This is a genomic window from Paracoccus homiensis (assembly GCF_900111675.1).
Classification (GTDB): Bacteria; Pseudomonadota; Alphaproteobacteria; order Rhodobacterales; family Rhodobacteraceae; genus Paracoccus; species Paracoccus homiensis.
Window position 1 is genome coordinate 70,361 of record NZ_FOHO01000005.1, and the last position, 25,432, is coordinate 95,792.

Genomic DNA, 25,432 nt, shown 5'->3' on the forward strand with positions numbered 1-25,432 from the left:
GCAAGATGCAAGGGGGACAGATGTTTCTTTCGGTGTTCGATCTTTTCAAGATTGGGGTCGGGCCTTCCTCGTCCCATACGATGGGGCCGATGGTCGCCGGGGCGCGTTTTCTTGAGGACCTGCGCCAGCAGCCCTTCAAGGCGCACGGGCTGCGCGCCAGCCTGCATGGCAGCCTGGCATTCACCGGCAAGGGTCATGCCACTGATCGCGCGACAATTCTTGGCCTGGCGGGCTTTGTTCCGGCCACCATCGACGCCGACGAGGCCGAGGCCGCACTGGCCCGCAACCGCGACAGCCGCATGCTGACCCCCGACGGTCTGGGCGACCTGGCCTTCGACCCTGACGCCGATCTGCGATTCGACTATGACAATGCCCTGCCCGGTCACGCCAACGGCATGACCCTGTCGGCGACCGATGCGCAGGGCGACGTGATCTTTCACCGGATCTATTATTCCGTCGGCGGCGGCTTTGTCCTGACCGAAGAAGAACTCAGCCGCAAGGGGGACGAGGATCGCAGCGATGCCGTTCCGCGTGTGCCCTACCCCTTTGCCAGCGCCGCCGAAATGCTGGCGATGGCCGAAAAATCAGGCAGTTCGATCGCGCAGATGAAGCGTGCGAATGAACTGACCTATCGCAATCAGGCCGACCTGACCGACGGGCTGATGCGGATCTGGCAGGTGATGCGCGACTGCATGGATCGCGGCCTGTCGGCGGGCGGCACGCTGCCCGGCGGGCTGGCCGTGCGGCGACGCGCGCAGGGCATTCACCAGAAACTGCTGGCCGAGCGTGGCATGAACCTGACCGCGCCCCATGTCATCAATGACTGGATGTCGACCTATGCCATGGCCGTGAACGAAGAAAACGCGGCCGGCGGGCAGGTCGTCACGGCGCCGACCAATGGCGCGGCGGGCGTCGTGCCGGCCGTCATCCGCTATTGGCTGGATCATGTTCCGGGCGCCAGCGAACGCGAACTGCCCGATTTCCTGCTGACCGCCGCCGCCGTCGGCGGGCTGATCAAGCATAATGCAAGCATCTCGGGCGCGGAATGCGGTTGCCAGGCCGAAGTCGGCAGCGCATCGGCCATGGCCGCGGCCGGGCTGGCGGCGGTTCTGGGCGGCACCCCGCAGCAGATCGAGAACGCGGCAGAAATCGCGCTGGAACATCATCTGGGCATGACCTGCGACCCGGTCAAAGGTCTGGTTCAGGTCCCCTGCATCGAACGGAACGGCCTGGGCGCCATCAAGGCCGTCAGCGCCGCCAGCCTTGCCCTGCGCGGCGATGGTCAGCATTTCGTGCCGCTGGATGCCGCGATCGAGACGATGCGCCAGACCGGCCGCGACATGAGCGAGAAATACAAGGAAACCTCGCTTGGCGGCCTTGCGGTGAACGTACCAAACTGCTGATCGGGCCAAGCGGGGCCTTGCCGTCCCGCGCGTGCGAAGCTTGCCCCGAGGGGCTGCGATTGCTAACGCTTGCGTGACAGTGATCCAGAGCAGTTCAATAAAAGGCCGACAGATGTCTTCGCGTTTCGCACTCATCGCCCTTATGTCCATGTCGCTTGCCGCATGTGAAGGCACGGGGCTTCCCGGGATGTCCAAGGACGCCCCCGTCGAGGAACAGGGCCACAAGGGCCCTCCGGGCGTTTCACCGCTGGACGCGCCGATCGAAACCGGGGCCGAAGGCGCCGCCGTTTCGACCGCAGAGGCGCGTACCCTGAACACCAACGCCTTCACTGCCCGCGGAAATGAGCCGTTCTGGTCGGTCGATGCATCGGGCAAGACCGCGATCTACAAGACGCCGTCGAACCAGAAGGGCCGTGCCGTGCGCGTGGAACGCCTGACCTTTGCCGAGGGCGTGGAATATATCGGCGTGCTGGATGGCAGCCCCTTCGTGCTGACCGTACGCGGGCGCGACTGCACCGACGACATGTCAGGCCAGAAATTCCCGATGACGGCAGAACTGAAGGTCGGCGGTCGCCGCAATCAGGGCTGTGCCGGTCCGGCCTCGCCCGAGGTGGCGCAGGCTGTTGCCGCGATCAAGGCCCCGGCCCCGGCCGCGCCGAAACCCGCAGCCGTCGCCAAGCCCAAGCCCGCAAAGGCGCGCCCGGCACCCGCCCCGGTGGCGGACAAGCCCGAACCGGCCGCCGACACGACGCCCGCGCCCCAGCCGACGCCGGCTGCCGACAGCGCCGAAACCGAGGTCGATCTGCCCGAGATCCGCACCGTGACGCCGGACAGCCCGACCCCGTCCGCACCCGCCGAGGCGCCCACGGCCACCCCGGCAGAAACCCCTGCGGAAACCGCCGCGCCCGCAGCCAGCCTGCCCGCACCGGCGCTGACGCTGCCCGCGACGCCGCCCTCGGTCGACGACGCCGACGACGCCGCTGCCAGCGAATAACCCGCCGACCGCTGCGACATACAAGACGCACCCGCCGAGAGTTTTTCACGGCGGGCTGCACAAGAAAGGTCATGCGCCCTATGATCGTGGCACATGTCGAACGAGGACACCTGATGCGCCGCTCGCCCCTTTTCAGACGCCTTCTGGCGACGACCCTTCCGGCCGCGTTGGTCATCGGCTCGGTCAGTTCGACCGCGATTGCCGACCCGCTGATGGCCCGCAACATGTCGACCTATGGCATGCCCGGCGGGATCGATACACCCACCGCCGAGGCGCTGCCGGATGGCACGCTTGGCGCGACGGTGTCCTATTCGGACTATGCGCGCAGAACCAATGTGGTCTTTCAGGCGCTGCCACGCCTGACCACCGCGCTGCGCTATTCCAAGGTCGACGGGATCAACGATTACCGCAATGACGGTTATATCCTGGACCGCTCATTCGATCTGCGTTTTCAGGCGCTGGACGAACAGGGCTGGCGACCGGCCGTGGCTATCGGCCTTCAGGACTTTCTGGGCACCGGCGTCTATTCGGGCGAATATATCGTCGCGACGAAGAACGTCACCCCCACGATCCGCGCCTCGGCCGGTCTGGGCTGGGGCACACTGGCCGGTAAGCCGCGGGTGATCGACGCAGGCGATCAGGGCGGCAAACCGAATGTGGAAGACTGGTTTTCCGGCAGCCCCAAACCCTTTGCTTCGGTTGCGTGGCAGGCGACCGAGAAACTAAGCCTGGTGGCCGAATATTCGCACGACGAGTATATCGCCCAATACAATAATGGACGCGTTTACCAGCAGGGTGGAAAACCGGACAGCAGCATCAATCTGGGTGCCTATTACACCTTTGCCGATAATTACGAGGTCGGCCTTTACACCATCGGCACGAAAAAGGTCGGGGCGCAATTTTCCTTCGCGCTGAACCCGCGTCAGGCCCCCTATCCTTCGGGTCTGGAAAAGTCGCCCGCGCCGGTGCGGCCGCGCCCCTCGCCGGGGGCCGATCCCGAAGGCTGGTCCGGGGCCTGGTCGCAGGATCCGACCGCGCAACCCGCGATCCAGACCGCGCTTGGCGATGCGCTGGCGGATGAAGGCCAGCTGCTTGAATCCATGGCCCTGTCGGCCAACCGGGCCGAGGTTCGCATCCGCAACACCCGCTATATCCAGCATGCCGAAGCCGTGGGCCGCACCGCGCGGCTGATGACGCGCGCGCTGCCCCCCTCGGTCGAAACCTTCGTCATCACGACCAGCGAGGATGGCGTGCCCACGTCGTCGGTGACCATGCGCCGCAGCGATGTCGAGCGGCTTGAGAATACCGAAGCTGGGCGCATCGCCGCCGCATCGCAGCTGACCGATGCCGTGCCCTATCCCGCTGGCCTCGTGCGCAGCGAGGACGTCTATCCCCGCTTCCGCTGGAACATTCAGCCCTATCTGGATTTGGGCATCTTCAGTGCCGAGGACCGTCTGGGATACGAAACCGGCGCAGAAGCCCGCGCAACCTACGAGATCATGCCCGGGCTGGAACTGACCGGCGCCGTGCGCCAACGTGTGATCGGCAATATCGACGATCGCGGCCCAGGCATCCCGGGCAGACGGGGCGAATACTATACCCCCGCGGAATACGAGGCCGATCCCAGCCTTGAAACCACGCCCGAGGGTGTTCCGCGGGTGCGTTCCGACACGCGTATGTATACCGGCAACACCTCTCCGGTGATCCCGGAGATGACGCTGGCGTGGTATGCCAAGCCAGCGCAGAACGTCTATACCCGCGTCACCACCGGCTTGCTGGAACGCGCCTATGGCGGCGTTTCCGCCGAGGTCCTGTGGAAGCCCGCCGACTCTCCATTCGGTTTCGGGGCGGAAATCAACCGCGTGAAGAAGCGCGATTTCGACCAGCTTCTCAGCTTTCGCGACTACGAGGTGACGATGGGCCATGTGTCGGCCTATTACGAGTTCTCGCAGGGCTTCACCGCACAGCTTGACGTCGGCAAGTATCTGGCCGGCGACAAGGGCGCGACGCTGACGCTGACCCGCGAATTCGCGAATGGCTGGCAGATCGGCGCCTTCGCGACCAAGACCGACCTTTCGGACGAAGAGTTCGGCGAGGGCAGCTTTGACAAGGGCGTGATGCTGTCGATCCCGCTGTCCTGGGCGACCGGGCAGCCCTCGCGCGAGCGGGCGACGACCACGATCAGGTCGCTGGCCCGCGACGGCGGTGCGCAGCTGAACGTGAAGGGCCGCCTGTACGATCGGGTCCGGGACAGCCATTCCGTCAAACTCTATCAAGGCTGGGGGAGGTTCTGGCGATGAAACCTGCGCACAAGATCACGCTGGCCACCGCCGCGCTGGCCGCCCTGTCGGCCTGTGGCAACGTCAATGGTGACGAGACCGAATATGGCCCGTGGGGGGTTCTGGCCAGCACAGCGCAAGATATCGTGGCGACGCGCACCTCTGCCGATCAGCCCGCCGCCCCCGCCCGAACGCCCGAACAGCGCGCGGCCGAGGCGCTGCGCGTCAATCCCGGCCCGCTGATCATGGCGGGGTTCGAGTCGCTTGGGCAAACGCAGATCATGGCGATGACCGGCCAGAACGGCGCCATGCGGACCTATATGACTCCGGCCGAAGACGCGCTGATCCTGCGTAACGGGATGCTTGTCGGGACACGCGGTCTGGGCAACGACCTGTCGGTTGCCGAACCGCAGACCGATTCCCTGATCCGCTCGGGCCGCGCTGGCAGCGGACAGCGCGTAATGCGCTATTTCAGCGGCGATGGTCTGGAACGCCCGCTGCAGTTCGCCTGCGCGGTCGGCGCCGGTCCCAATCCAGGTGTGACCGTCGAGACCTGCGAAGGTCACGGGATCAGCTTCCAGAACAGCTATATGGTGCAGGGCGGTCAGATAGCCGTCTCGCGCCAGTGGATCGGACCCGCCCTTGGATATGTGACGATTCAGACATTGCGCCCCTGAACCGGCACCACGGCGACAGAAAAGCCGGCTCTTGTCTGAGCCGGCTTTTTTTCGTTGATCACGACATTTGTCGCGGGCCGGATCGCATCAGCCAAAATGGTAAGAGGGCCGGCCCGAAGGCCAGCCCTCTTGAAACAGACCGGAAATTTCCGATCCGTCCCGAAATCAGCTGTCGTCGTCGTCCGAAGCGACGGCGGCGATCACACCCAGCAGCAGCAGGGCGGGAACAACCAGGCCGGCGTTCGAGCTTGCAGCTTCTTCTTCGACGACGACGGGTTCAACGTCGACGACGGGTGCGACATAGCCACCGGCCAGAGCCGAGGAAGCGGTCAGGCCGAGAGCGGCAGCGAAAGTAGCGAATTTGGTCATGATCATGCTCCGTTTCGTTGAAAGCTGCCGTCTCCGGCAACATCGATGCGACAGTTACACAATCCCGAGAACTTGAAAAGCTGGATTAATTCAAATCCGACGCGGGCTTGGGGTCACTGTTGCATATTCGCCAACACCCCCGCAGTCCTGTGGTTCCTGCCTTTATGCGACCCAGCAGCAGGTGTTGCAAAAATGCTTTAATTGCGGCGAAACGCCTGTCCTGCTGCATAAAACAACGCCGCCGCGACGACAATCGACGGTCCTGCGGGGCTGTCCAGATACAGGCTGGACGCCATGCCGCCGAACACCGCCAGCGCCGCCACCAACGAGGCGATGGCGGCCATCCGCTCGGGTGTGCGGGCCCATGGGCGGGCCGCCGCCGCAGGGATGATCAGCATCGCGGAAATCAGCAGCGATCCGACGATTCGGATCGACAGCGCCACCACCAACGCCAGCGCCAGAGACAGGACCAGACGCTCGACCCGCGGGTCGATTCCCGCCGCCATCGCCAGCTCCTCGTTGACCGATGCCGTCACCAGCCGCTGCCAGCGCCACGCCAGAAGGCCCAGGACAACGAAAGCCGCCGACCAGATCCAGACCAGATCCCCGCGCCCCACGGCAAGGATATCCCCGAACAGATAGCTGTTCAGATCGACCCGCGCCTGGGGGACAAAGCTGATCGCCACCAGACCCAGCGCCAGCGCGGAATGGGCCAGCACGCCCAGAACCGTATCCATCGCCTGCCCCCGCATCGACAGCACCGTCACCAGCACCGCCATGGTCAGCGCAATGGCCAGCGTGCCCGCGTAGATCGAAAAACTGAACGCAAGGCTAAGCGCCACGCCCAGGATCGCGGCATGTGCGGTCGAATCGCCGAAATAGGCCATGCGCCGCCAGACCACGAAGCTGCCCAATGGACCGGCCACCGCGGCAAGCCCAAGTCCCGCCAGAACGGCACGGATCAGAAAATCATCCAGCATCAATCAAATCCCCGGCGTCAGTGATGCGCCGCGCAGTCATGGTGATCATGCACATGGTCGTGGTCATGATCATGTCGATGGCGATACAGCGCCAATGTTCCCTCGGCCTCGCCGCCGAACAGGGCGCGGTATTCGGGCGCCGTGCTGACATGCTGGGGCGTGCCCTCGCAGCAGACATGACCGTTCAGGCAGATCACCCGATCCGATGAACGCATGACCACCAACAGGTCATGGCTGACCATCAGCACCGCCGCCCCGGTCTGCCGCCGCACCTCTTCGATCAGACGGTAGAAGGCCACCATCCCCGGCTGATCCAGCCCCTGGGTCGGCTCATCCAGGACCAGCAGATGCGGGTCATGCAGCAATGCGCGGGCCAGAAGCACGCGCTGAAACTGGCCGCCCGACAACTGGCTCAGCTGACGCTGTTGCAGGCCGGCCACGTCGGTCCGCTGCAACGCATGTTCCGCAGCCGCAGCCGAGACCCGTCGCGGCAGCGACAGAAAGCGCCGGACCGTCAGCGGGATCGCGGTATCCAGCTGCACCCGCTGCGGGACATAGCCGATGCGCAGATCGGGCCTGCGATCCACCTGCCCCTGCGCCAGAGGCATATGGCCCAGCAAGGCCCGGATCAGCGAGGATTTTCCCGATCCGTTCGGCCCGACGACGGTCACGATCTCGCCCGGGTCGATGCGAAAATCGATATTTCGCAGGATCGGGTCGGTCGTGCCGGGGCGATGGGTGGTCAGGTGCCGCGCGGCGATCAATGCGCTCATGCCCGGCCGGCCTCGGCGCAGGTGCCGCACAGGCCGACGGCCTCGATCGTGGCGCGTTCGACCGTGAAATCATGGGCTTGCGCGGCCTTGGACAGTCGATCGCGGACAGGCGCGGCCTCGGTTTCGGCCACGCGGTTGCAGGAGCGGCAGATCAGGAAAACCGGCGCGTGTTCATGGCCCGGATGGGCGCAGGCGGCAAAGGCGTTCAGCCGCTGCAACCGATGGGCCAACCCGTGCTGAACCAGAAATTCCAGCGCACGATAGACGACGGGCGGCTGCTTGCCGAAACCGTCTTCGGCCAGCCGGTCCAGCACCTCATAGGCCCCCATCGCGCGATGGGCCTCCAGCAGGATCTCCAGTGTCCGTCGGCGCACGGGCGTCAGCTTGGCGCCCTGCCGGGCCAAGCGCGCCTCGGCCTCGTCCAGGCCACGCGCCTGGCAGGCGGCGTGGTCATGGGGCGCGAAGGCATGCGCGGGGTCGTTACCCTGTGCCATTTGTTACCTTATCACATGCTGGTTGACTTGTTATTCTGTAACATGGGAAGCAATGCCCCGCAATTCCACACCACGAGGTCACCATGCGCCTGTTTCTGTCCCTGCCCCTTCTTGCCCTGACCGCGCCTGCGGCGATTGCCGCCCCGCCCAAGGTCATCGCGGATACCCCTGTCGTGGGGTCGCTGGTCCAGTCCGTGATGGGCGATCTGGCCCAGGTGTCCGTGCTGATGGATAAGGGCGCTGACCCGCATCACTATCAGATGCGCCCTTCGGATGCGCGCAACCTGCAATCGGCCGAGTTGCTGGTCTGGGTCGGGCCCGAGCTGACCCCGTGGCTGGAACGCGCCTCGTCGAACCTTGGCAGCGATACCGCGCTGCGCCTGCTGGCCATCGACGGCAGCCATCTGCGCAATTATGGCGACGGCCCCGAAATCCATGATCATGCCCACGAAGATCATGAAGGGCACGCACATGCCGAACATGAGAGCGAGGATCACGAAGGTCGTGACCATGCCGATCACGACGATCACGGGCATGATGACCATGCGGACCACGACCACGACCACGACCACGACCACGACCACGAAGATCATGCCTACGAAGGTCATGACCATGAAGGCCACGACCACAGCAGCGGCACCGATCCGCATGCGTGGCTGGACCCGCTGAACGCGCAGCTTTGGCTGAAAGAGATCGCCAGGGAACTGGCGGAAAAGGATCCTGAAAACGCCGAAACCTATCAGGCCAATGCCGCCGCTACGTCCGAACGGATCGCTGAACTGAACGAAACGCTGACGGCACAGCTTCGGCCCCTGGCCGACAAACCCTTCGTCGTTTTCCACGACGCCTACGGCTATTTCACCGATCACTTCGGCCTGACGCCGGCAATTGCGGTGTCGCTCGGCGATGCTTCCGAGCCGTCCGCCGCGCATCTCAGCAAGGTCCGCGACCAGATCGCGGACAGCGGCGTCACCTGCGCCTTTCCGGAATACGGCCACTCGGCCGCCTTGGTCGAACGCGTGATCGAAGGCAGCGGCGCGACGATCGGGGACGAACTGTCCCCCGCAGGGCGCGGGCTGGACGGCGGGGCGGCGCTGTACGAAGCGGTGCTGACGAATATGGCCAACACGCTTACCAACTGCCTGAAGTAAAAGTAAGAAATTCACGAAAGCCGCAGGATTGGCGGCTTTCGGATAATTCCGACTCTTTTTCTTTGACATTCCCAAGCGAATTGGTCAGGTTTAGCTTACGCAACCCGCAAGCATGAGGCCGACAATGACCGCTACGCGCCCCGCAGATTTTTCCCGCCCCGGCACCGCCGTTCTTGCCCGGATGCCCCAGCATGACGCGACCGAGTTGACGCGCGGTGGCAACCAGGCGCTGATCGTTCTGGATGAACAGGTCTATCAACTGCGCATCACCCGCGCAGGCAAGCTGATCCTGACGAAGTAGAAGCCACGAAAAAGGGGCGCAGAACGCGCCCCTTTCGATCACTGCGGCTTGGGTCCACGCGGACGATTGCCGCCCGGCCCGCCAAAGGGCCGCCCGCCGGGCTTGCCCCCACCCGATTTCGGGCCGCTGGACCGTCCTCCTTCGGGCTTCTGCCCACCCGAACGCGGGCCGCCGAATTTGCCGCCGCCCGGCTTCGATCCGCCGAACTTCCCCTGTCCGGGCTTGCCAAAGGGACGGCCACCCGGCTTGCCCCCATCTTCGCCCGTCGGGCGCCCGCGGAAGCCGCCGGGCTTGCCACCTTCGCCTGCGGGCCGGGCGCGGAAGCCGCCCGGTTTACCCTGACCGTCGCCACGCGGGGCGAAATCCTTGCGATCCTTGCGCGGACCGTCGCGATCACCGCGCGGGCCAAAGTCACGACCCTCGCCCCGATTGCCGTCACGGTCGCCGCGCTGGCCGCCAAAGCCGCCACGCCCCGGACCGCGACCCGGCTTGTCGCCATCACGCCCGTCGAAGCCCGGCTTGCCACCAAAGCGACGCTGCGGACGACCCTCGCCGTCGCCACGTTCCGGGCGCGGACCGGTGCCGAAACTTTTGCGGAACGGCCTGTCGTCGCGGTCGCCGTCACGGCGCGGACCATCCGACGAAAAGCGACGCGGGCCGCCGTCGCCGCGTTCGGGCCGATCCGACCCGAAGCTGCGCGGCTTGCGCGGCGCCTCGGCCCCACGCGGGCGCATTTCGCGGTCCTTTTCCTCGACCTCACCGGTCAGCAGACCACCCAGCTGATCCCGCAGCACGCGGCGCTTGACCTCGGTCACTTCGTTCTTTTCCAGCCCGGTCAGCTTGAACGGGCCATAGCCAATGCGGATCAGGCGGTTCACCTGAAGTGCGACATGGGCCATCGCGCGACGGATTTCGCGGTTCTTGCCTTCGCGGATGCCGACGGTCAGCCAGGCATTCGCCCCTTGCTGGCTGTCCAAACGAATTTCCATCGGCGCGAATTCCTCGCCATCAATGGTCACGCCACGGCGCAGCGGCGCAAAGGTCAGATCGCTGGGATTTCCATTCACCCGAACGCGATAGCGGCGCAGCCAGCCGGTCGCCGGCAGTTCCAGCCGACGCTTCAATTCCCCATCATTGGTCAGCAGCAGCAGACCTTCAGAGTTCAAATCCAGCCGGCCGACGGTCATCACACGCGGCAGTTCGCGCGGCAGGGCGTCGAAAATCGTCTGGCGGCCCTTTTCGTCCGACTCCGAGGTCACAAGACCGGTCGGCTTGTAATACAACCACAGCCGCGTGTCCTGCTTTTCGTCCAGCTTCTTGCCGTCGACGGTAATCTGGTCCGAGGGCAGAACGTCCAGCGCGGGGCTGTCGATCTTGCGGCCGTTCACGGTGACGCGGCCCTCGATGATCATGCGCTCGGCCTCGCGGCGGCTGGCGACGCCAGCGCGGGCCATGACCTTGGCGATACGGTCGGCGTTTTCGGGTTTGGCTGGGGTGTTTTCGGGGGTATCGGTCATGCGATCTCTCCTGCGCATCTCTGCGGTGGCAAAGCGGGCTTTCTACAGGTCGGCGCGGCGTCTGGGAAGGGGAAATGCGATCTTGCGCCTGCATGGCCGCCTTGCGACAAGCGCGTATGGACTTTACCTCGCATATGACGCTGGCGCTGGAACAGGCGCACGCCGCCGCCCAACGTGGCGAGGTTCCGGTGGGCGCGGTCGTCACCGATCCACAGGGCCGCGTCGTGGCGGCCGAGGGAAACCGCACCCGCGAACTGTCCGACCCGACCGCCCATGCCGAAATTCTGGCGATCCGCAGCGCCTGCGCCGCGCTGGGTTCCGAACGGCTGCCGGGGTATCACCTGTGGGTCACGCTGGAACCCTGCCCGATGTGCGCTGCCGCGATTTCAGCCGCACGCATCGCGACATTGTATTACGGCGCAGGCGATCCGCGCATGGGCGGGGTTGCGCATGGCGCCCGCGTCTTCGATCATCCGCAATGCCACCACCGGCCCATCGTCTATGACGGGATCGCCGCTGCCCCGTCGCGCGATCTGTTGCAACATTTCTTCAAGGCCCGCCGATGAAACATATCGTTTTCGACCTTGGTCACGTGCTGATCGACTGGCAGCCCGAACTGGCCTTCCGTGCGCATTTCCCCGACCCGGACAAGGCGCGCGACTGGATGGCGCAGATCGATTTTCACGTCTGGAACCGCGCGCAGGATGGCGGGCGTCCGCTGCACGAAGGCTTGCAGGCGATGCGTGACGGATTCGGCGCACTGGCCGATCCGCTGGCGGATTACACCCCGCATTTCGACCGCACCATCGCGAGCCCGATGCCAGGCACCTGGCAGATCGCCGAGCATCTGAAGGCTGCCGGTCACCGCATGTTCGCGATCACCAACTGGTCGGCCGACAACTGGCCCGCCGCACAGCGGCTTTACCCGCGCCTCGACACCATGTTCGAGGATATCGTGGTATCGGGCATCGAACGGCTGCTGAAACCGGAACCTGCGATCTATCACTGCCTGCTGCGCCGCAACGGACTGAAGGCCGTCGATTGCCTCTTTATCGACGACAGCCCCGCAAATGTCGCCGGGGCCGAGGCGGTCGGCATGGACGCGATCCTGTTCACCGATGCCGCGGCGCTGCACGACAGTTTGACGGAACGCGGCATTCGATAGCTTGCACCTTCCGCGCACAGCTTTTATACCAAGCTCAGCGCGGGTGTAGCTCAATGGTAGAGCCGCAGCCTTCCAAGCTGAAGACGTGGGTTCGATTCCCATCACCCGCTCCACCTTACCAAATGAATGACAGCAGGCCCCCGACATCGCGGCACCCTGTGGATATGAAAAAGGCGGGATCCAGCCCTGCCTTTGTCATGAGGCGTGAGATCGGTTTACGATGTCCTGCGGCGACCATCGCTGCCAGACCACCCATATCGACCATCGACAGCAACGCATTGGCGGGCAGCGGCGTCACCATCTCTGCATATCGTGATTCGCGTCCACTTCTTGTGATTGACTGGCCCGCGATGATCGGGTTCCGCGGTAATAGGCGCGGCAGGCCTTGCAAGCCCAGTCAAGACTTGGCGGGATGATGCAGGTCGTCACCATCTATCTGATCGACGAATGCGGCCGTGATCTGTAACGCTTGCATTTCGGTCCCCGGATCGGCAATTAAACAGATGTTCAATTCAAGGCTGGCGAAGGGGAGGACGCGGCATGGATTTTGCACTGAGCGAGGAACAACAGGCCATTTTCGATATGGCCCGCGATTTCGGCCAGACCCGCATCGCGCCCCACGCGCGCGACTGGGAAGCCAAGGGCACGATCCCGAAGGATCTGTGGGCCGAAATCGCCCAGCTTGGCTTTGGCGGATTGTATGTCAGCGAGGGTTACGGCGGCACCGGCCTGTCGCGGCTGGACGCGACCCTGGTCTTCGAGGCGCTGGCCATGGCCGATCCGGCTGTCGGTTCGTTCCTGTCGATCCACAACATGTGCGGCGGGATGATCGACAAGTTCGGCTCGGACCAGGCAAAGGACCGCTGGTTGCCGGACCTGTGCAGCATGACGAAAGTGTTCAGCTATTGCCTGACGGAACCGGGCAGCGGCTCGGACGCGGCGGCGCTGCGCAGCCGGGCCGAGCGTACGGATCAGGGGCTGCGCCTGAACGGCACCAAGGCGTTCATTTCGGGGGGCGGCTATTCCGACGCCTATATCGCCATGGTCCGCACCGGCCAGGACGGTCCCAAGGGCATCAGCGCCGTCATCGTCGAAGATGGCACGCCCGGCCTGTCCTTCGGCGCATTGGAAGACAAGATGGGCTGGCGGGCCCAGCCGACGGCGCAGGTCCAGTTCGACGATTGCGTGATTCCGGCTGAAAACCTGCTGGGCGAAGAGGGGCGCGGCTTTGGCTATGCGATGGCCGGTCTGGATGGCGGGCGCCTGAACATCGCAGCGGGTGCACTGGGTGGGGCGCAAAGCGCGCTGGATCAGACGCTGGCATATATGGGCGAACGCAAGGCATTCGGCAAAAGCCTGGATCAGTTCCAGGCGCTTCAGTTCCGGCTGGCCGAGATGGAAACCGCGCTGCAATCGGCCCGGATCTTCCTGCGTCAGGCCGCCTGGAAGCTTGACAACGGGGCCCCGGATGCAACCAAGTTCTGCGCGATGGCCAAGCTTTACGTCACCGACCGCGCCTTCGAGGTCGCCAACCAGTGCCTTCAGCTGCATGGCGGCTATGGCTATCTGGCCGATTACGGCGTCGAAAAGATCGTCCGCGACCTGCGGGTTCACCAGATCCTTGAAGGCACGAACGAGATCATGCGGCTGATCGTCGGCCGCGCCATGCTGGCCGAACGGGGGTAGCTTTTGGAAGAACTGAACATCCGCATCTCGGGCCGTGCTGGCCGCATCACCCTGACCCGGCCCAAGGCGCTGAATGCGCTGTCGCATCAGATGGCGCTGGATCTGAAGGCCGCGCTGGACATGTGGCGCGACGATCCGGCCGTGTCGCTGGTCATCATCGACGCCGAAGGCGACCGTGCCTTCTGTGCCGGGGGCGATATCGCCGCGGTGTATCAGGCCGGGCTGAAGGGCGATCATCAGGTCGGTCGCGACTTCTTTCGCGACGAATACCTGATGAACGCGACGATCGCGGATTACCCAAAGCCCATCGTCGCCTTCATGCAGGGCTTCGTGATGGGCGGCGGGGTCGGCATTGGCGGCCATGCAGGCCACCGCATCGTCGGCGACACGACCCGGATCGCGATGCCCGAATCGAATATCGGGCTGATCCCCGATGTCGGCGGGACATGGCTTCTTAGCCGCGCGCCGGGGCGGATCGGCGAATATCTGGCACTGACGGCAGGGCGCATGGGACCGGGCGATGCAATCCATGCGGGCTTTGCCGACAGCTACCTGCCCGAGGCCGAATGGCCGGCCCTGATCGCGGAACTGGAACAGCATGGCGATGCCACCCGCATTCAGGGGGTGACCCCGCCTGATTCCCCGCTGGCTGCACGTGATCTGGCGGCCTTCGGCGAACGCCACGCCCCCGACATCATGGCCGCGTTGCAGGCTGCGGGCGATGAAGAGGCGCTGAAACCGATGCGCCGCAACTCGCCCCTGTCGATGGCGGCGGGGCTGGCCCTGGTGCGGGCCGCGCGGGGCGATCGCCGGATGCAGGAATCGCTGAGCCGCGAATACCGCTATACCTATCGTGCGACCGAACAGACCGATTTTCTGGAAGGCGTCCGCGCCCAGATCATCGACAAGGATCGCAACCCGAACTGGCAGGCCGACGCGTCGCCACTGGCCGTCGATGCGCTGCTGTCGCCCCTGGGCGACGATGAACTGACATGGGAGGAGATTTAGGGCATGAAGATCGGCTTCATAGGTCTGGGAAACATGGGCGCGCCGATGGCCGCCAATCTGGCCGCCGCTGGCCATGAGGTGATGGGCTATGACACCGCCGCGCCCGCACCCGCAGGCGTTTCCGCCGCCGCCAGCGCGGCCCAGGCCGCACAGGACGCCGATGTGGTCGTCACCATGCTGCCCAATGGCCAGATCCTGCGCCTGGTCGCGGAACAAATCATTCCGGCGATGAAGCCTGGCGCGGTGCTGTGCGACTGCTCGACCGTGGATGTGGACAGCGCCCGCGCCGTCGCGCAGCAGGCGCATGACGCGGGCCTTGGCGCGCTGGACGCGCCGGTTTCGGGCGGGATCGGCGGCGCACAGGGCGGTACTCTGACCTTCATGGTGGGCGGCGACGCGCAGGCCTTCACCACGGTCGAGCCGCTATTGGCGATCATGGGCCAGAAAACCGTGCATTGCGGCGATGCCGGGGCCGGACAGGCCGCGAAAATCTGCAACAACATGATCCTTGGCGCGACCATGCATGTCACCTGCGAGGCGTTTGCACTGGCCGACAAGCTGGGCCTTGACCGGCAGAAGATGTTCGATGTCGTCTCGACCAGTTCGGGTTACAGCTGGTCGATGAACGCCTATTGCCCGGCACCGGGCGTCGGCCCGACCTCGCCCGCGGATAACGACTACCAGCCGGGTTTCGCCGCCGAACTGATGCTGAAGGATCTGAAGCTTGCACTGGCGGCGGCGGATTCTGTCGGGGCATCGGTGCCGATGGGTGACAAGGCCCGCCAACTTTACGAGGATTTCGTCGAGAACCACGACGGCAAGGGGCGCGATTTTTCGGCCATCCTGCCCTATCTGTCGCCCAAGGCGTAGCTGTCACCAATATTATTCGACGGCGCTGCGGAACCCGCGGCGCCGTTTCGCGTTCACACAGCCTTGCCAGCGATGACACATGGAATGCGCGACAAGTAATCGGCGGGGAACAGCCTGTTTGCACCGGTCGTTTCGGCAGAAGGTCACAACGGCCGCCTGACGCGTCAGGGGAACGGAACCCACGCGCCAAGCGGCAGGTTGATCCGGATATGAATGGGAATTTTGACATGAAATTAAGTGCGCTGGCGGCCCCGGTCGCCCTTATCACGATTTTCGGCATTGGCCCGTTTCAGGCCACCGCGAAACCCTTTCACGCGCAGGGCGACCGAAATCTGGTCGTGGCGCAGGGCTGTCCGCCGGGCTTGGCCAAGAAGTCGCCGTCCTGCGTGCCGCCGGGGCAGGCCAAGAAGATTTCGCGCGGTTTTGTCGTCGGCGATGTGATCGACATCCGCCGCGCCCATGTGGTGTCGCATCCGGGGCGCTATGGGCTCAGCAATCCGCCCGAGGGCGATCTGTATGTCGTCAAGGATGGCCGGCTGGTTCGCGTTGACGGGCGTACCGGGCAGATCCTGTCCATTCTGCGCGTGGTCGATGCGCTGCTGGACTGATCGCTAGCCCGCGGCCTGCATCAGCTTCAGCAGGTCCTGCGCAGTCAGGGGCGCGGGATTTGCCTTCATCGAAGATGAACTTGCCGCCGCATCGGCGGCATTTTGCATGGCATCGCGGTCGATGCCCAGTTGGGTCAGCGTCGGCAGGCCCGCCCGGCGCGACCAGTCGGCCAACAGCGTGACCGCATCGTCGAACTCGATGCCCGGTTGCCCCAGCGCCTGTCCGATCCACGCGCCGATCTGATCCATCCGTGCACGCGTGCCGCCATCTTCGACCGCGCGCCTGTTGGCGCGCAGCACATGCGGCAGCAATACCCCGCAGATCGCGCCATGCGCAGCGCCTGACAGACCGCCCAACGGCCCCGCAAGCCCATGCACTGCGCCCAGCCCGGAATTGGCCAGCGCAAGACCGCCGCACAGGCTGACCCATGCCATCTCGTCGCGGGCGACGGCATCCTCGGCCTGCATCAGCCGCGTCAGCGCCGCCAGACCGCGCGGGATCGCGTCGCGGCACAGCGCATCCGTCATCGCGTTGGCCCTTGTGCAGATGAACGGCTCGATCACCTGCGTGATCGCATCCAGCCCCGAGGCAAGCGTGATGCCGCGCGGACAGTCATCGGTCAGCGCCGGATCGACAACGGCCAGTCGCGGCAACATCCGCAGATCGCGCAGGCTGACCTTGCGGCGATGTTCGGGCACGCCGATCACCGCATTTCGCGTCACCTCGGCCCCGGTTCCCGCGGTCGTCGGCATGGCGACGAAGGGCAAGGGCGCATGGTCCAGCGCAAGGCCCTGTCCCACGACCTCCAGATGATCCAGCGCCGGCCGCGTGGCGGGGACAAGCGCGGCAATCGCCTTGCCCGCGTCGATGACCGCCCCGCCGCCAAGGGCCACCACCGCCCGCGCGTTCGCCTGACGGGCCAGGCCCACGCCTGTTTCGATCATCGGCAGGTCGGGTTCGCTGGCAACGGCAAGCCCGGTCACGGCACAGCCCTGATCCTGAAGCGCATCGCGCAGCCATGCCGCGCGCGCCGGGTTGCTGCCATGAACCAGCAACATCTGTTGCCCAAGTGCCGCGATCCGCCCGACGGCAGCGCGGGACTGACCGCGCCCGAACAGGATTTCCGTTGCGGTGGCAAAGGCGAAGGACATGGACAACCCCGTGAAATGACGACGCCGCCCCAAGGGCGGCGCCGGGTAGGCATCAGGCGACGGCGGCGCGGGATTCGGCGGCCATGCGTGCATCCAGTGCCAGCATCTGGCGCACGGCCTCGGCGGCCTCTTCGCCCTTCGTCACGAAATGATCGCGATAGAACTGGGTCAGCAACTCGGTTTCCTGATAATTATGCGGCGTCAGCGATACCGAGAAACACGGCACGCCCGTTTCCAGCCCGGCGGTCATCAGACCATTCACGACAGCGGCGGCCACGAAATCATGGCGATAGATGCCACCATCCACGACAAGCGCGGCTGCCACGACCGCATCGTATTTGCCGCTTTGGGCCAGTTTCTTCGCCAATAGCGGCATTTCGAACGCGCCGGGCACGTCATAGGCATCGACGGTCGCGCCCGGAATCAGGGTCGCGGCCTTGGCGGTGAAACCGTCATATGCGCGATCCACGACATCGGCGTGCCAGCGGGCTTTGATAAAGGCGATGCGGGGGGTCTGGGTAGTCATATCGAAGGAACCTTCCGTTTAAACAGCGTCAGGTCCCAGAGCACGAGCCTTGGACGCGCCCGTGGGATACGGACGGCCTCGGTTCTCTTTCATCCGGACTATGACCGTCGGCCCCGGAGTTTCACCGGATCTGCTGACCCCTTGCCGGACGGCAAGGGCGCTCGCGGGCTGTAACCGCCGGTGGGGAATTGCACCCCGCCCTGAGAACGGGCCAAGCGTTAGCACGGCCCGTTCCATGCGCCAAGACCCCAATTCAGGTGACGGCCAGCACCGCCAGACAGTCGCCCGTCTGGATCAGGCCGGGGAAATGCCGCGCGGCGACAATGCCGTCCATATTGGCCAAAACCTCGACCGGGGCGACGCCACTGCGATCCGAAGGCCAGATATGGGCAAGCGGCTGCCCTTTCGTCACCGCCTCGCCCAGATCAGCCAGCGGCTGCATCAGCCCGTCGCGGGTCGCGAAATGGAAACAGTCATCACCCGGCATGTCCAACAGAACGCCGTCCCCGGACGGGGCGACCGGCCCGGACATGATACCCACATGCCGCAGCAGGTTCAGCGCCCCATCCGTCGCGATCCGCGCCGAGCGTGCGGTCGCAGTGCCACCGCCACCCAGTTCGGTCGTAACGAACAGCTTGCCTTGCGATTCAACCGCCGTGTCGAACATGCCGACATTGTCGATTTCGCGCATCATCATCGAATAGGGTGCGCCAAAGGCCTGCATCGCCGCCACGCAGGCGGCCTGCTGTTCGGCATCGTCCAGATAATGCGCCGCCGCATAGGGCAGGAAATCCAGCGTCTTGCCCCCTGAATGATAGTCCAGGACCACATCCGACATCGGCACCAGCACATCGTTGAAATAATGCGCGATCTTCTGGGTGACGGTGCCGTCCGGGCGGCCCGGGAAACAGCGGTTCATATTGACCTGATCGATCGGGCTGACCCGCGTTCCCGCCCGGAAGGCCGGATAGTTCATATAGGGGACAATGATGATCCGGCCCGATATCTGCTCGGGCTCGATCTGCCAGGCAAGCGATTGCAGGGCGATCGGCCCCTCGTACTCATCGCCATGATTTCCACCGGTCAACAGGGCGGTCGGCCCCTGCCCGTTCGCGATGACGGTGATGGGGATCATCACGCTGCCCCAGGCGCTGTCATTGCGCGAATAGGGCAGCCGCAGAAATCCGTGATGCTTGCCGGGCCGGTCCAGCGGGATCGTCGGACTGATCGGGTTCGCGGTCATGATTTCACCAGCATCCGGCGCGGAATGTTGCAGAACAGCTCCGGCTCTCGTTCGGTGATGACGATGGATTCGGTGGTCTCATAGCCCCAGCTTTCCATCCACAGGCCGGTCATGAAGTGGAAGGTCATGCCGGGCTTCAGCTCGGTCTGGTCGCCGCGGCGCAGGGACATGGTCCGCTCGCCCCAGTCGGGCGGATAGGACAGCCCGATCGGATAGCCGGTGCGGTTGTCCTTGACGATGCCATATCGGTCGAGGACCGTGAAGAAGGCGTTGGCGATATCCTCGCAGGTATTGCCCGCGCGCGCGGCCTCGAGGCCCGCGTCCATGCCCTCCAGCACGGCCTTCTCGGCGTCCAGCATTTCCTGCGGGGGCGTGCCCAGGAAGATCGTGCGCGACAGCGGCACGTGGTATCGCTGATAGCAGCCGGCGATCTCGAAGAAGGTGCCCTCGTCCTGCTTCAGCGGCAGGTCGTCCCAGGTCAGATGCGCCGCCGCCGCGTCGGGGCCGGAAGGCAGCATCGGCACGATGGCGGGGTAATCGCCGCCATGCTGGGACCATTCGTCGTAACGCAGCCCCGCGTCATAGATCTCGGCCACGAGGTCGCATTTGCGCATCCCCACCTCGATCTTGTCGGCGATGCGGCGGTGCATGCGTTCAACGATGCGGGCGGCCTTGCGCATATAGGCCAGCTCCTTGGGCGTCTTGACCGCCCGCTGCCAGTTGACCAGCCCCGTCGCATCCAGGATCTGCGCGTCGGGCAGACCATAGACCAGCCGTTCATGTGCCTTGGCGGAATACCAGTAATTGTCCATCTCGACGCCGATGAAGCCGGTATGCCAGCCCCGGTCGGCCAGCTGCGCCCACAGGTAATCCATCGGGTGCCGCTCGACCGACATGACGTAGTAATCGGGATAGCCGACGATGCACTCTTCGGGCATCCAGACGGTGCGCAGCGCGCCCGGCGCGTCGATGCCGCGACCGTACCAGATGGGCGGCCCCTCCGGCCCCACGATGACGCATTGGTGGACATAGAAGGACCAGCCGTCATAGCCGGTCAGCCAGGCCATGTTGGACGGGTCGCTGACGATCAGCAGATCGAGGCCCAGCTTCTCCATGCTGGCGCGGGTCTTCTTCAACCGTTCCTCGTATTCCTCGGTCGAGAAACGCTCGGGGGTCCTTTGCAGTTCTGGCATTCAGGGATCTTTCGAAAACGCGGCAAGCGCGTGGGTGGCAATGGCGGTGTCTTGCACGCCGGTTCCCGTCAGATCCGCGATGGTGATCTGATCGGAATGGGTTCGGCCGGGATGGCGGCCAATGATGATATCGCCCAGTTCGGGCAGATCGCCCGCCCCGCTGAAGATGCCTGCTTCCAGCGCGGCGCGCAGTTCGCCCATCAGGCGGGTCTGGCCGATCCGGTCCGCGACATACAGATCGGCGCGGTCCAGACAATGCGGGTCCAGTTCGTTCTTGCCGGCCTGATCGCTGCCCATGGCGGTCACATGCTGTCCCGGACGCAGCCAGTCCGCGCGCAGGATCGGATGCGTCGCCGGGGTCGTGGTGACGATGATGTCGCCGAACCGCGCGGCCTGTTCGGGATCGGGCTGGGCGCTGACCTGCAACCCCTGCCCCGTCATCTGCTGCGCCAACGTGGCCGCCTTGTCGGGATCGCGGGCCCAGATCACCGCCTGATCTATCGGCCGGACCAGACGCAGGGCCTGCAACTGCATCCGCGCCTGCAGACCTGCCCCGAACACCGTCGCCCGTCTGGCATCGGATCGCGCCAGATGCCGCGCCGCGACCGCCCCGGCCGCCGCGGTGCGCAGATCGGTCAGATAGCCATTATCCAGCAGCACCGCCTGCACCCGGCCCGTATCGCTGGACAGAACCACCATCATCCCCGAGGTCGAGGGAAGCCCCTTGCGCGGATTATCGAAGAACCCCGGCGACATCTTGACCGCAAAACCCGGCAGTCCGGGCACATAGGCGGTTTTCACATCCAGTTCGCCGTTCACATCGGGCATGTGCATCGACAGGATCGGCGGCATCACCACCCCGCCCCGCGCCAGCGTCGCGAAGGCATTCTCGATCACATCCACCGCCGCCTGATCCAGCGTCAGCCGGTCGCGCAGCTGATCTTCGGTCAGGATGCGGATATCGCTCATGCGCCTTCCGGCTTGACGATGTCCGCGTGACGGGCGGGGTCGATATTCCTGCCGCTGAGGATTGCGATCAGCGGGCCATCCTCGTCGCCGCGCAGCTTGCCCGCAAGGATCGCGGCGACGCCGACGGCGCCCGCGCCCTCGACCATGTCGCCATGCCGGTCCCACAGATGCCGGATGCCGACGGCGATCTCATCCTCGGTCAACAGGATCAGGTCATCCATCAGACGCCGCGTCATGTCGAAGGTCAGCCGATTGTCTAGCCCGATCCCGCCGCCAAGGCTGTCGGCCAGGCTGTCCAGTTCCCGCACCTCGACGGGATGACCCGCCTTCAGGCTGGCGGCCATGGCCGCGCCGCGCTCCATGCCGATGCCCACGATGCGGATCTTCGGATGCAGCGACTTGGCCGCAAGCGCGACCCCCGACAGAAGCCCGCCCCCCGACAGGGGAACGGCGATGGTGGCGGCGTCGGGAAATTCCTCGACGATCTCCAGACCCAGCGTGCCCTGACCGGCGATCACGTCCTCATGGTCGAATGGCGGGATCAGGGCAAAGCCTTCCTCGCGTTCCAGGCGATGGGCCTCGACAAAGGCTGCGTCCTGACTGTCACCGATCACGCGCGCCTCGGCGCCCAGATCGCGGATCGCCTGCACCTTGTTTTCCGGAACCAGCCGCGACACGCAGATCACCGCCGGCAGTCCCAGTTGCCGCGCCGCATAGGCAACGGCGCGGCCGTGGTTCCCGGTCGAGGCGGTGGTGACGCCCGCCACCTTGCCCAACCGCGCCACCGCGTTCGAGGCGCCGCGCAGCTTGAAGGCACCGGTTTCCTGTTCATGTTCGCATTTCAGCCAGACCTCTCCCCCGGCCATCTGCGACAGGCTGGGGGACGGCTTGGACGGTGTCTGGCGCACCATGTCGCGGATCCGGTCCGCGGCGGAACGGATATCGCGCAACTCTACCATGTCCGCACCTTGAACAGACGTCCAAGGCCGGCGGCGGGAATGCGCGCGATGTCCAGCATGGACCAGAACATGGCAAGGTTGGAACTGACGACCGGCTTGCCCAGACGCGCCTCGATCTCTTCGATGACATCGACGGCGGGCAGCGCGGTGCAGGAAATGAACAGCGCCTGCGCATCGGGGTGGTCCGCCTCGACCGCGAAATCGACGATCTCCTGACCAGGCAGCACGGCCATGTCGCGATCGTCGGGAAAGCCCATCGAGTGGCGGGTGACGACGCCCAGACCATGTTCCTCGAAGTGATCGCCGACCAGATCGGTGGTTTCGGCCAGATAGGGGGTCATCAGCGCGATTCGGGTCACGTCCAGCGCGGCAAAGCCCCGCAGCGCGGCGGCAACCGGGGTGGTGATCGGGGCACGGTCGCCCAAGGCGTCGCGCACGCCATCGCCCAGCACCGCCGAGGCCGAGGTGCAGGCAAAGCCCACCCCCTTCAGTTCGAACCCCGGCACCAGCAGTGCGGCAGCCTGTTTCAGCATCGGCCCGGTGCGGCGCAGGTTTTCGGCGGTGGTCGGGTTTTCAAAGGCGATGCGGGTCACATGCAGGCGGCAGCCCGGCGGCAGCAGGCGCTGCGCGTCGCCCTCGATGGTTGCGTCGGTGGCAAGGGCAATCAGCCCGAACCGGTGGTAATTATCGCGCCACATCAACAGACGGACCTTTCGCTAAACGACCAGAACGGGGCAATGGGCAAGCCCCGTGACCTTGTGACTGACCGAGCCCAGCAGATAGCCCTCGGTCGCACCCAACCCGCGCGAGCCAAGGACGATCAGGTCGCATTCCTTTTCCTTCGCCATCTGCACGATGGTCCGCGCGGGCGGCCCGGCCTTGATGAAGGCGCTGACCTTCTCCACACCGGCGTCGCGGGCGTGGCTTTTGGCGTAATCGGCGGCGTCGCGGGCGGTCTGGCGCATGGTTTCATCCAGATTGCCGCCCGGTTCCAGGCTGCCGCGCACCATCGACAGCGACGCCTCCAGCATGGAATGATGGCGATAGACGGTCACGACGATCAGCTGGCTGTCACACAGCTTGGCCAGTTCCGCCGCCTGCATCAGCGCCCGCTCGGCCCCGCTGGATCCGTCATAGGGCACCAGGATCTTGCTATACATCGCGGACACTCCTTACTTCGCAAAGGCCAGATCGCGCAGGAACAGGGCGATCTGCGGGAAGAAGATCAGCAGCACCGACACCGACAGCAGCATGAAGATGAAGGGCGGCGTGCCCTTGATCACCTCGACATAGGGCCGCTTGAACACCGCGATCGCGGTGAAGATGTCGCAGCCGAAGGGCGGCGTCGCACTGCCGATGGCGACCTGCAGGGTGATGATCGTGCCGACCAGCACCGGGTCCAGACCGACCGAGGACACGACCGGCGCAAAGATCGGCACGAAGATCAGGATCACCACGATCGGATCGACGAACATGCAGCCGATGAAGAACGCGATCGAGATGGTGAACAGCACGCCATACTGGCCCATTTCATTGATGCCGATCCCCGCAAGGATCTGCTGCGGGATCTGCGCAAAGCTGATCACATAGGAAAAAGCCGCGCCCGCGCCGACCAGAATGAACACCACGGCGGTAATCAACCCGGTCGATTTCGCCGTCGAGTACAGCTGTTTCATGCTCATCTCGCGAAAGACGACCATTTCCAGGAACAGGGCGTACAGGACACAGGCCGCGGCGGCTTCGGTCGGGGAAAAGATGCCGCCATAGATGCCGCCGATGATGATCGCCGGAAAACCCAGCGGCCACAGCGCGCGCCGCACAGCCGCGCCACGTTCGGCCCATGTGGCCTTTTCCTCGACCGGGACATTGTTGCGCACGGCATAGATGTAGGAATAGATCGAAAACATCAGCAGGATCAGCAGCCCCGGCCCGATGCCCGCGATGAACAGTTCCGAAATCGAGGTGCCGGACACCACGCCATAGATGATCATCCCGATCGAGGGCGGGATCAGGAAGGCGATGTCGGACGCATTGACGATCAGCGCCAGGATGAAGCTGTCCTTGTAGCCCGCCTTCAGCATCCGTGGCCGCAGCGGCCCACCGACGGCAACGACCGTCGCCTGTGTCGACCCCGACACCGCCCCGAACAGCGTGCAGGCCGTGGCGGTCGATACGGCCAGCCCGCCCTTCAGATGGCCGACAAAGGCCATCACCAGGTCGATCAGCCGCGTCGCGGACTGGCCCCGCGTCATGATATCGGCGGCAAAGATGAACATAGGCACTGCGATCAGGCTGGCGGGACGAATGCCGCCCAGGATCTGTTGCACCATCGTATCCAGCTGCCCGAAGCCGCCGAAAAGCCCGACAAACCCGATCAATGACCCCGCGATCAGCGGGATCATCATCGGAAAGCCCAGAAGAAGAAGGACGATCATCGTCCCGAAGATGGCCCAGGTCATCGCTCAGACCTCCTCTTCCGCGCTGTCGTCATAGCCTTCCAGCGTGCTGGTCGACAGCCAGATGTCTTTGTCCAGAAAGTTCTTGATGGCGGTCAGGGCGTATTGCAGCCCGGTCAGGGCGAACCCAAGGGGGGCCCAGACAATGATCCACCATTGCGGAATTTGCAGCGCCGGCAGAACCCGCCCGCGCGACGCCTGCGTCAGCACGTAATCAAGGCTGTACCATGCCAGCAGGAACATCGCCGCCGCCGTCACCACGGCGATCAGCACCATCATCGCCTTGCGCAGCCCGAAGGGCGCGGCATCGAAAAAGGCCGACATGCGGATATGGCGCCCGTGGCGCGCGGCATAAGAGATCCCGGCACATGTGATCAGGATGATCAGCGCCTGATTCAGTTCCTCGGTAAAGAAGATGCTGCGTCCCAGCACGAAGCGGCCGACGACATTCGCCATCGTGTTCACCGCCATCAACAGGACGCCGACGGCCAGCAACACGGCCTCTATTCGGGCGATGGCGACATCGACGACGCCCAGAATGCCGGGCAGGCCCGACACATAGGCGGAATCGTCGATATCGTCATCGACCGAAACGGCCTCGGCGGCGGCGATGACATCGGGATCAGGCTTGGGGGTGTGCTTGTCATCAAGCGTCATGC

General features: G+C 64.9%; 28 protein-coding genes, 1 tRNA gene and 1 riboswitch. Of the genes, 13 read left to right on the forward strand and 16 right to left on the reverse strand.

Annotated elements, in window-relative coordinates; genetic code table 11:
* Positions 1 to 20: 20 nt before the first annotated feature.
* The 4 genes from BMX67_RS08750 to BMX67_RS08765 all read left to right on the forward strand — a co-directional run bounded on the left by BMX67_RS08750 (position 21) and on the right by BMX67_RS08765 (position 5,353).
* Complete coding sequence (locus BMX67_RS08750; protein ID WP_090734150.1) at positions 21 to 1,403, forward strand: L-serine ammonia-lyase; 1,383 nt, start codon at positions 21 to 23, stop codon at positions 1,401 to 1,403.
* A 187-nt stretch (positions 1,404 to 1,590) separates the two neighbouring features.
* Positions 1,591 to 2,397: a COG3650 family protein gene (locus BMX67_RS08755; RefSeq protein WP_139206471.1), complete on the forward strand. Its 807-nt coding sequence runs from the start codon at positions 1,591 to 1,593 to the stop codon at positions 2,395 to 2,397.
* A 113-nt stretch (positions 2,398 to 2,510) separates the two neighbouring features.
* Entirely contained in the window at positions 2,511 to 4,697 is a 2,187-nt protein-coding gene (locus BMX67_RS08760; protein ID WP_245739346.1) for a YjbH domain-containing protein, read from the forward strand.
* Positions 4,694 to 5,353 carry a YjbF family lipoprotein gene (locus tag BMX67_RS08765; protein ID WP_090734153.1) on the forward strand — a complete coding sequence of 220 codons (660 nt, stop codon included), beginning with the start codon at positions 4,694 to 4,696 and terminating at the stop codon, positions 5,351 to 5,353. Before BMX67_RS08760 ends, BMX67_RS08765 begins: the two co-directional genes overlap by 4 nt.
* 165 nt (positions 5,354 to 5,518) lie before the next feature.
* Here the strand turns inward: BMX67_RS08765 and BMX67_RS08770 are convergent, their stop codons facing one another.
* The 4 genes from BMX67_RS08770 to BMX67_RS08785 all read right to left on the reverse strand — a co-directional run bounded on the left by BMX67_RS08770 (position 5,519) and on the right by BMX67_RS08785 (position 7,969).
* Positions 5,519 to 5,722 carry a hypothetical protein gene (locus BMX67_RS08770; RefSeq protein WP_425438974.1) on the reverse strand — a complete coding sequence of 68 codons (204 nt, stop codon included), beginning with the start codon at positions 5,720 to 5,722 and terminating at the stop codon, positions 5,519 to 5,521.
* 197 nt (positions 5,723 to 5,919) lie between these two features.
* A complete protein-coding gene (locus tag BMX67_RS08775; protein ID WP_090734156.1) occupies positions 5,920 to 6,702 on the reverse strand; it encodes a metal ABC transporter permease in 783 nt (260 codons plus the stop codon).
* Between the two features lie 17 nt (positions 6,703 to 6,719).
* Complete coding sequence (locus BMX67_RS08780) at positions 6,720 to 7,475, reverse strand: metal ABC transporter ATP-binding protein (protein ID WP_090734157.1); 756 nt, start codon at positions 7,473 to 7,475, stop codon at positions 6,720 to 6,722.
* Positions 7,472 to 7,969 carry a Fur family transcriptional regulator gene (locus BMX67_RS08785; protein WP_090734159.1) on the reverse strand — a complete coding sequence of 166 codons (498 nt, stop codon included), beginning with the start codon at positions 7,967 to 7,969 and terminating at the stop codon, positions 7,472 to 7,474. The genes BMX67_RS08780 and BMX67_RS08785 overlap by 4 nt, the downstream gene beginning before the upstream one ends.
* 83 nt (positions 7,970 to 8,052) lie before the next feature.
* On the opposite strand from BMX67_RS08785, the gene BMX67_RS08790 reads away from it, so the two are divergent.
* Both BMX67_RS08790 and hemP read left to right on the forward strand, forming a co-directional pair.
* Positions 8,053 to 9,120, forward strand: coding sequence for a zinc ABC transporter substrate-binding protein (locus BMX67_RS08790; protein ID WP_090734161.1), 1,068 nt, complete (start codon positions 8,053 to 8,055; stop codon positions 9,118 to 9,120).
* A 181-nt stretch (positions 9,121 to 9,301) separates the two neighbouring features.
* Entirely contained in the window at positions 9,302 to 9,421 is a 120-nt protein-coding gene (gene hemP / locus BMX67_RS08795) for a hemin uptake protein HemP (RefSeq protein ID WP_411958260.1), read from the forward strand.
* 38 nt (positions 9,422 to 9,459) lie between these two features.
* Here the strand turns inward: hemP and BMX67_RS08800 are convergent, their stop codons facing one another.
* Positions 9,460 to 10,938 carry a pseudouridine synthase gene (locus BMX67_RS08800; RefSeq protein ID WP_090734164.1) on the reverse strand — a complete coding sequence of 493 codons (1,479 nt, stop codon included), beginning with the start codon at positions 10,936 to 10,938 and terminating at the stop codon, positions 9,460 to 9,462.
* 116 nt (positions 10,939 to 11,054) lie between these two features.
* On the opposite strand from BMX67_RS08800, the gene BMX67_RS08805 reads away from it, so the two are divergent.
* From BMX67_RS08805 to BMX67_RS08815, 3 genes are all read left to right on the forward strand, one after another.
* Positions 11,055 to 11,504, forward strand: a complete 450-nt coding sequence (locus BMX67_RS08805; RefSeq protein WP_090734165.1) for a nucleoside deaminase — start codon at positions 11,055 to 11,057, stop codon at positions 11,502 to 11,504.
* Complete coding sequence (locus BMX67_RS08810) at positions 11,501 to 12,103, forward strand: HAD family hydrolase (protein WP_090734167.1); 603 nt, start codon at positions 11,501 to 11,503, stop codon at positions 12,101 to 12,103. Before BMX67_RS08805 ends, BMX67_RS08810 begins: the two co-directional genes overlap by 4 nt.
* A 39-nt stretch (positions 12,104 to 12,142) precedes the next feature.
* A tRNA-Gly gene (locus tag BMX67_RS08815) sits at positions 12,143 to 12,216 on the forward strand.
* A gap of 2 nt (positions 12,217 to 12,218) precedes the next feature.
* Here the strand turns inward: BMX67_RS08815 and BMX67_RS19775 are convergent.
* The gene (locus BMX67_RS19775) at positions 12,219 to 12,404 is read right to left on the reverse strand and encodes a hypothetical protein (protein ID WP_090734168.1); all 186 of its coding nucleotides are present in this window, start codon (positions 12,402 to 12,404) and stop codon (positions 12,219 to 12,221) included.
* Between the two features lie 239 nt (positions 12,405 to 12,643).
* Here BMX67_RS19775 and BMX67_RS08825 point away from each other — a divergent pair, with 239 nt between their 5' ends.
* The 4 genes from BMX67_RS08825 to BMX67_RS08840 all read left to right on the forward strand — a co-directional run bounded on the left by BMX67_RS08825 (position 12,644) and on the right by BMX67_RS08840 (position 16,275).
* Positions 12,644 to 13,789: an acyl-CoA dehydrogenase family protein gene (locus BMX67_RS08825; RefSeq protein ID WP_090734170.1), complete on the forward strand. Its 1,146-nt coding sequence runs from the start codon at positions 12,644 to 12,646 to the stop codon at positions 13,787 to 13,789.
* 3 nt (positions 13,790 to 13,792) lie between these two features.
* Positions 13,793 to 14,797: a 3-hydroxyisobutyryl-CoA hydrolase gene (locus tag BMX67_RS08830; protein WP_090734171.1), complete on the forward strand. Its 1,005-nt coding sequence runs from the start codon at positions 13,793 to 13,795 to the stop codon at positions 14,795 to 14,797.
* 3 nt (positions 14,798 to 14,800) lie between these two features.
* Entirely contained in the window at positions 14,801 to 15,667 is an 867-nt protein-coding gene (mmsB, locus tag BMX67_RS08835) for a 3-hydroxyisobutyrate dehydrogenase (protein WP_090734173.1), read from the forward strand.
* Between the two features lie 227 nt (positions 15,668 to 15,894).
* Entirely contained in the window at positions 15,895 to 16,275 is a 381-nt protein-coding gene (locus tag BMX67_RS08840) for an RcnB family protein (RefSeq protein ID WP_175479861.1), read from the forward strand.
* 3 nt (positions 16,276 to 16,278) lie between these two features.
* On the opposite strand, the gene BMX67_RS08845 is transcribed toward BMX67_RS08840, so the two are convergent.
* The 10 genes from BMX67_RS08845 to BMX67_RS08890 form a co-directional block, all read right to left on the reverse strand.
* Positions 16,279 to 17,427, reverse strand: coding sequence for an iron-containing alcohol dehydrogenase (locus BMX67_RS08845; protein WP_090734410.1), 1,149 nt, complete (start codon positions 17,425 to 17,427; stop codon positions 16,279 to 16,281).
* Positions 17,428 to 17,479: 52 nt separating this feature from the next.
* On the reverse strand, positions 17,480 to 17,953 hold the full coding sequence (locus BMX67_RS08850; protein WP_090734176.1) for a 6,7-dimethyl-8-ribityllumazine synthase: 474 nt from the start codon (positions 17,951 to 17,953) through the stop codon (positions 17,480 to 17,482).
* Positions 17,954 to 18,030: 77 nt separating this feature from the next.
* Positions 18,031 to 18,165: riboswitch (FMN riboswitch) on the reverse strand.
* Positions 18,166 to 18,206: 41 nt separating this feature from the next.
* Complete coding sequence (gene doeB, locus BMX67_RS08855) at positions 18,207 to 19,196, reverse strand: N(2)-acetyl-L-2,4-diaminobutanoate deacetylase DoeB (RefSeq protein ID WP_090734177.1); 990 nt, start codon at positions 19,194 to 19,196, stop codon at positions 18,207 to 18,209.
* Positions 19,193 to 20,389, reverse strand: coding sequence for an ectoine hydrolase DoeA (doeA, locus tag BMX67_RS08860; protein WP_090734179.1), 1,197 nt, complete (start codon positions 20,387 to 20,389; stop codon positions 19,193 to 19,195). The genes doeB and doeA overlap by 4 nt, the downstream gene beginning before the upstream one ends.
* Positions 20,390 to 21,358, reverse strand: coding sequence for a cyclodeaminase (locus BMX67_RS08865; RefSeq protein ID WP_090734180.1), 969 nt, complete (start codon positions 21,356 to 21,358; stop codon positions 20,390 to 20,392). It abuts the gene before it with no gap.
* Positions 21,355 to 22,317, reverse strand: coding sequence for a hydroxyectoine utilization dehydratase EutB (gene eutB / locus BMX67_RS08870; protein ID WP_090734181.1), 963 nt, complete (start codon positions 22,315 to 22,317; stop codon positions 21,355 to 21,357). The genes BMX67_RS08865 and eutB overlap by 4 nt, the downstream gene beginning before the upstream one ends.
* Positions 22,311 to 23,015: a maleate cis-trans isomerase family protein gene (locus BMX67_RS08875; RefSeq protein WP_090734183.1), complete on the reverse strand. Its 705-nt coding sequence runs from the start codon at positions 23,013 to 23,015 to the stop codon at positions 22,311 to 22,313. Before BMX67_RS08875 ends, eutB begins: the two co-directional genes overlap by 7 nt.
* An 18-nt stretch (positions 23,016 to 23,033) precedes the next feature.
* A complete protein-coding gene (locus tag BMX67_RS08880; RefSeq protein WP_090734184.1) occupies positions 23,034 to 23,477 on the reverse strand; it encodes a universal stress protein in 444 nt (147 codons plus the stop codon).
* 12 nt (positions 23,478 to 23,489) lie between these two features.
* Positions 23,490 to 24,776: a TRAP transporter large permease gene (locus tag BMX67_RS08885; protein ID WP_090734186.1), complete on the reverse strand. Its 1,287-nt coding sequence runs from the start codon at positions 24,774 to 24,776 to the stop codon at positions 23,490 to 23,492.
* A gap of 3 nt (positions 24,777 to 24,779) precedes the next feature.
* Complete coding sequence (locus tag BMX67_RS08890; protein ID WP_090734187.1) at positions 24,780 to 25,430, reverse strand: TRAP transporter small permease; 651 nt, start codon at positions 25,428 to 25,430, stop codon at positions 24,780 to 24,782.
* Positions 25,431 to 25,432 lie beyond the last annotated feature (2 nt).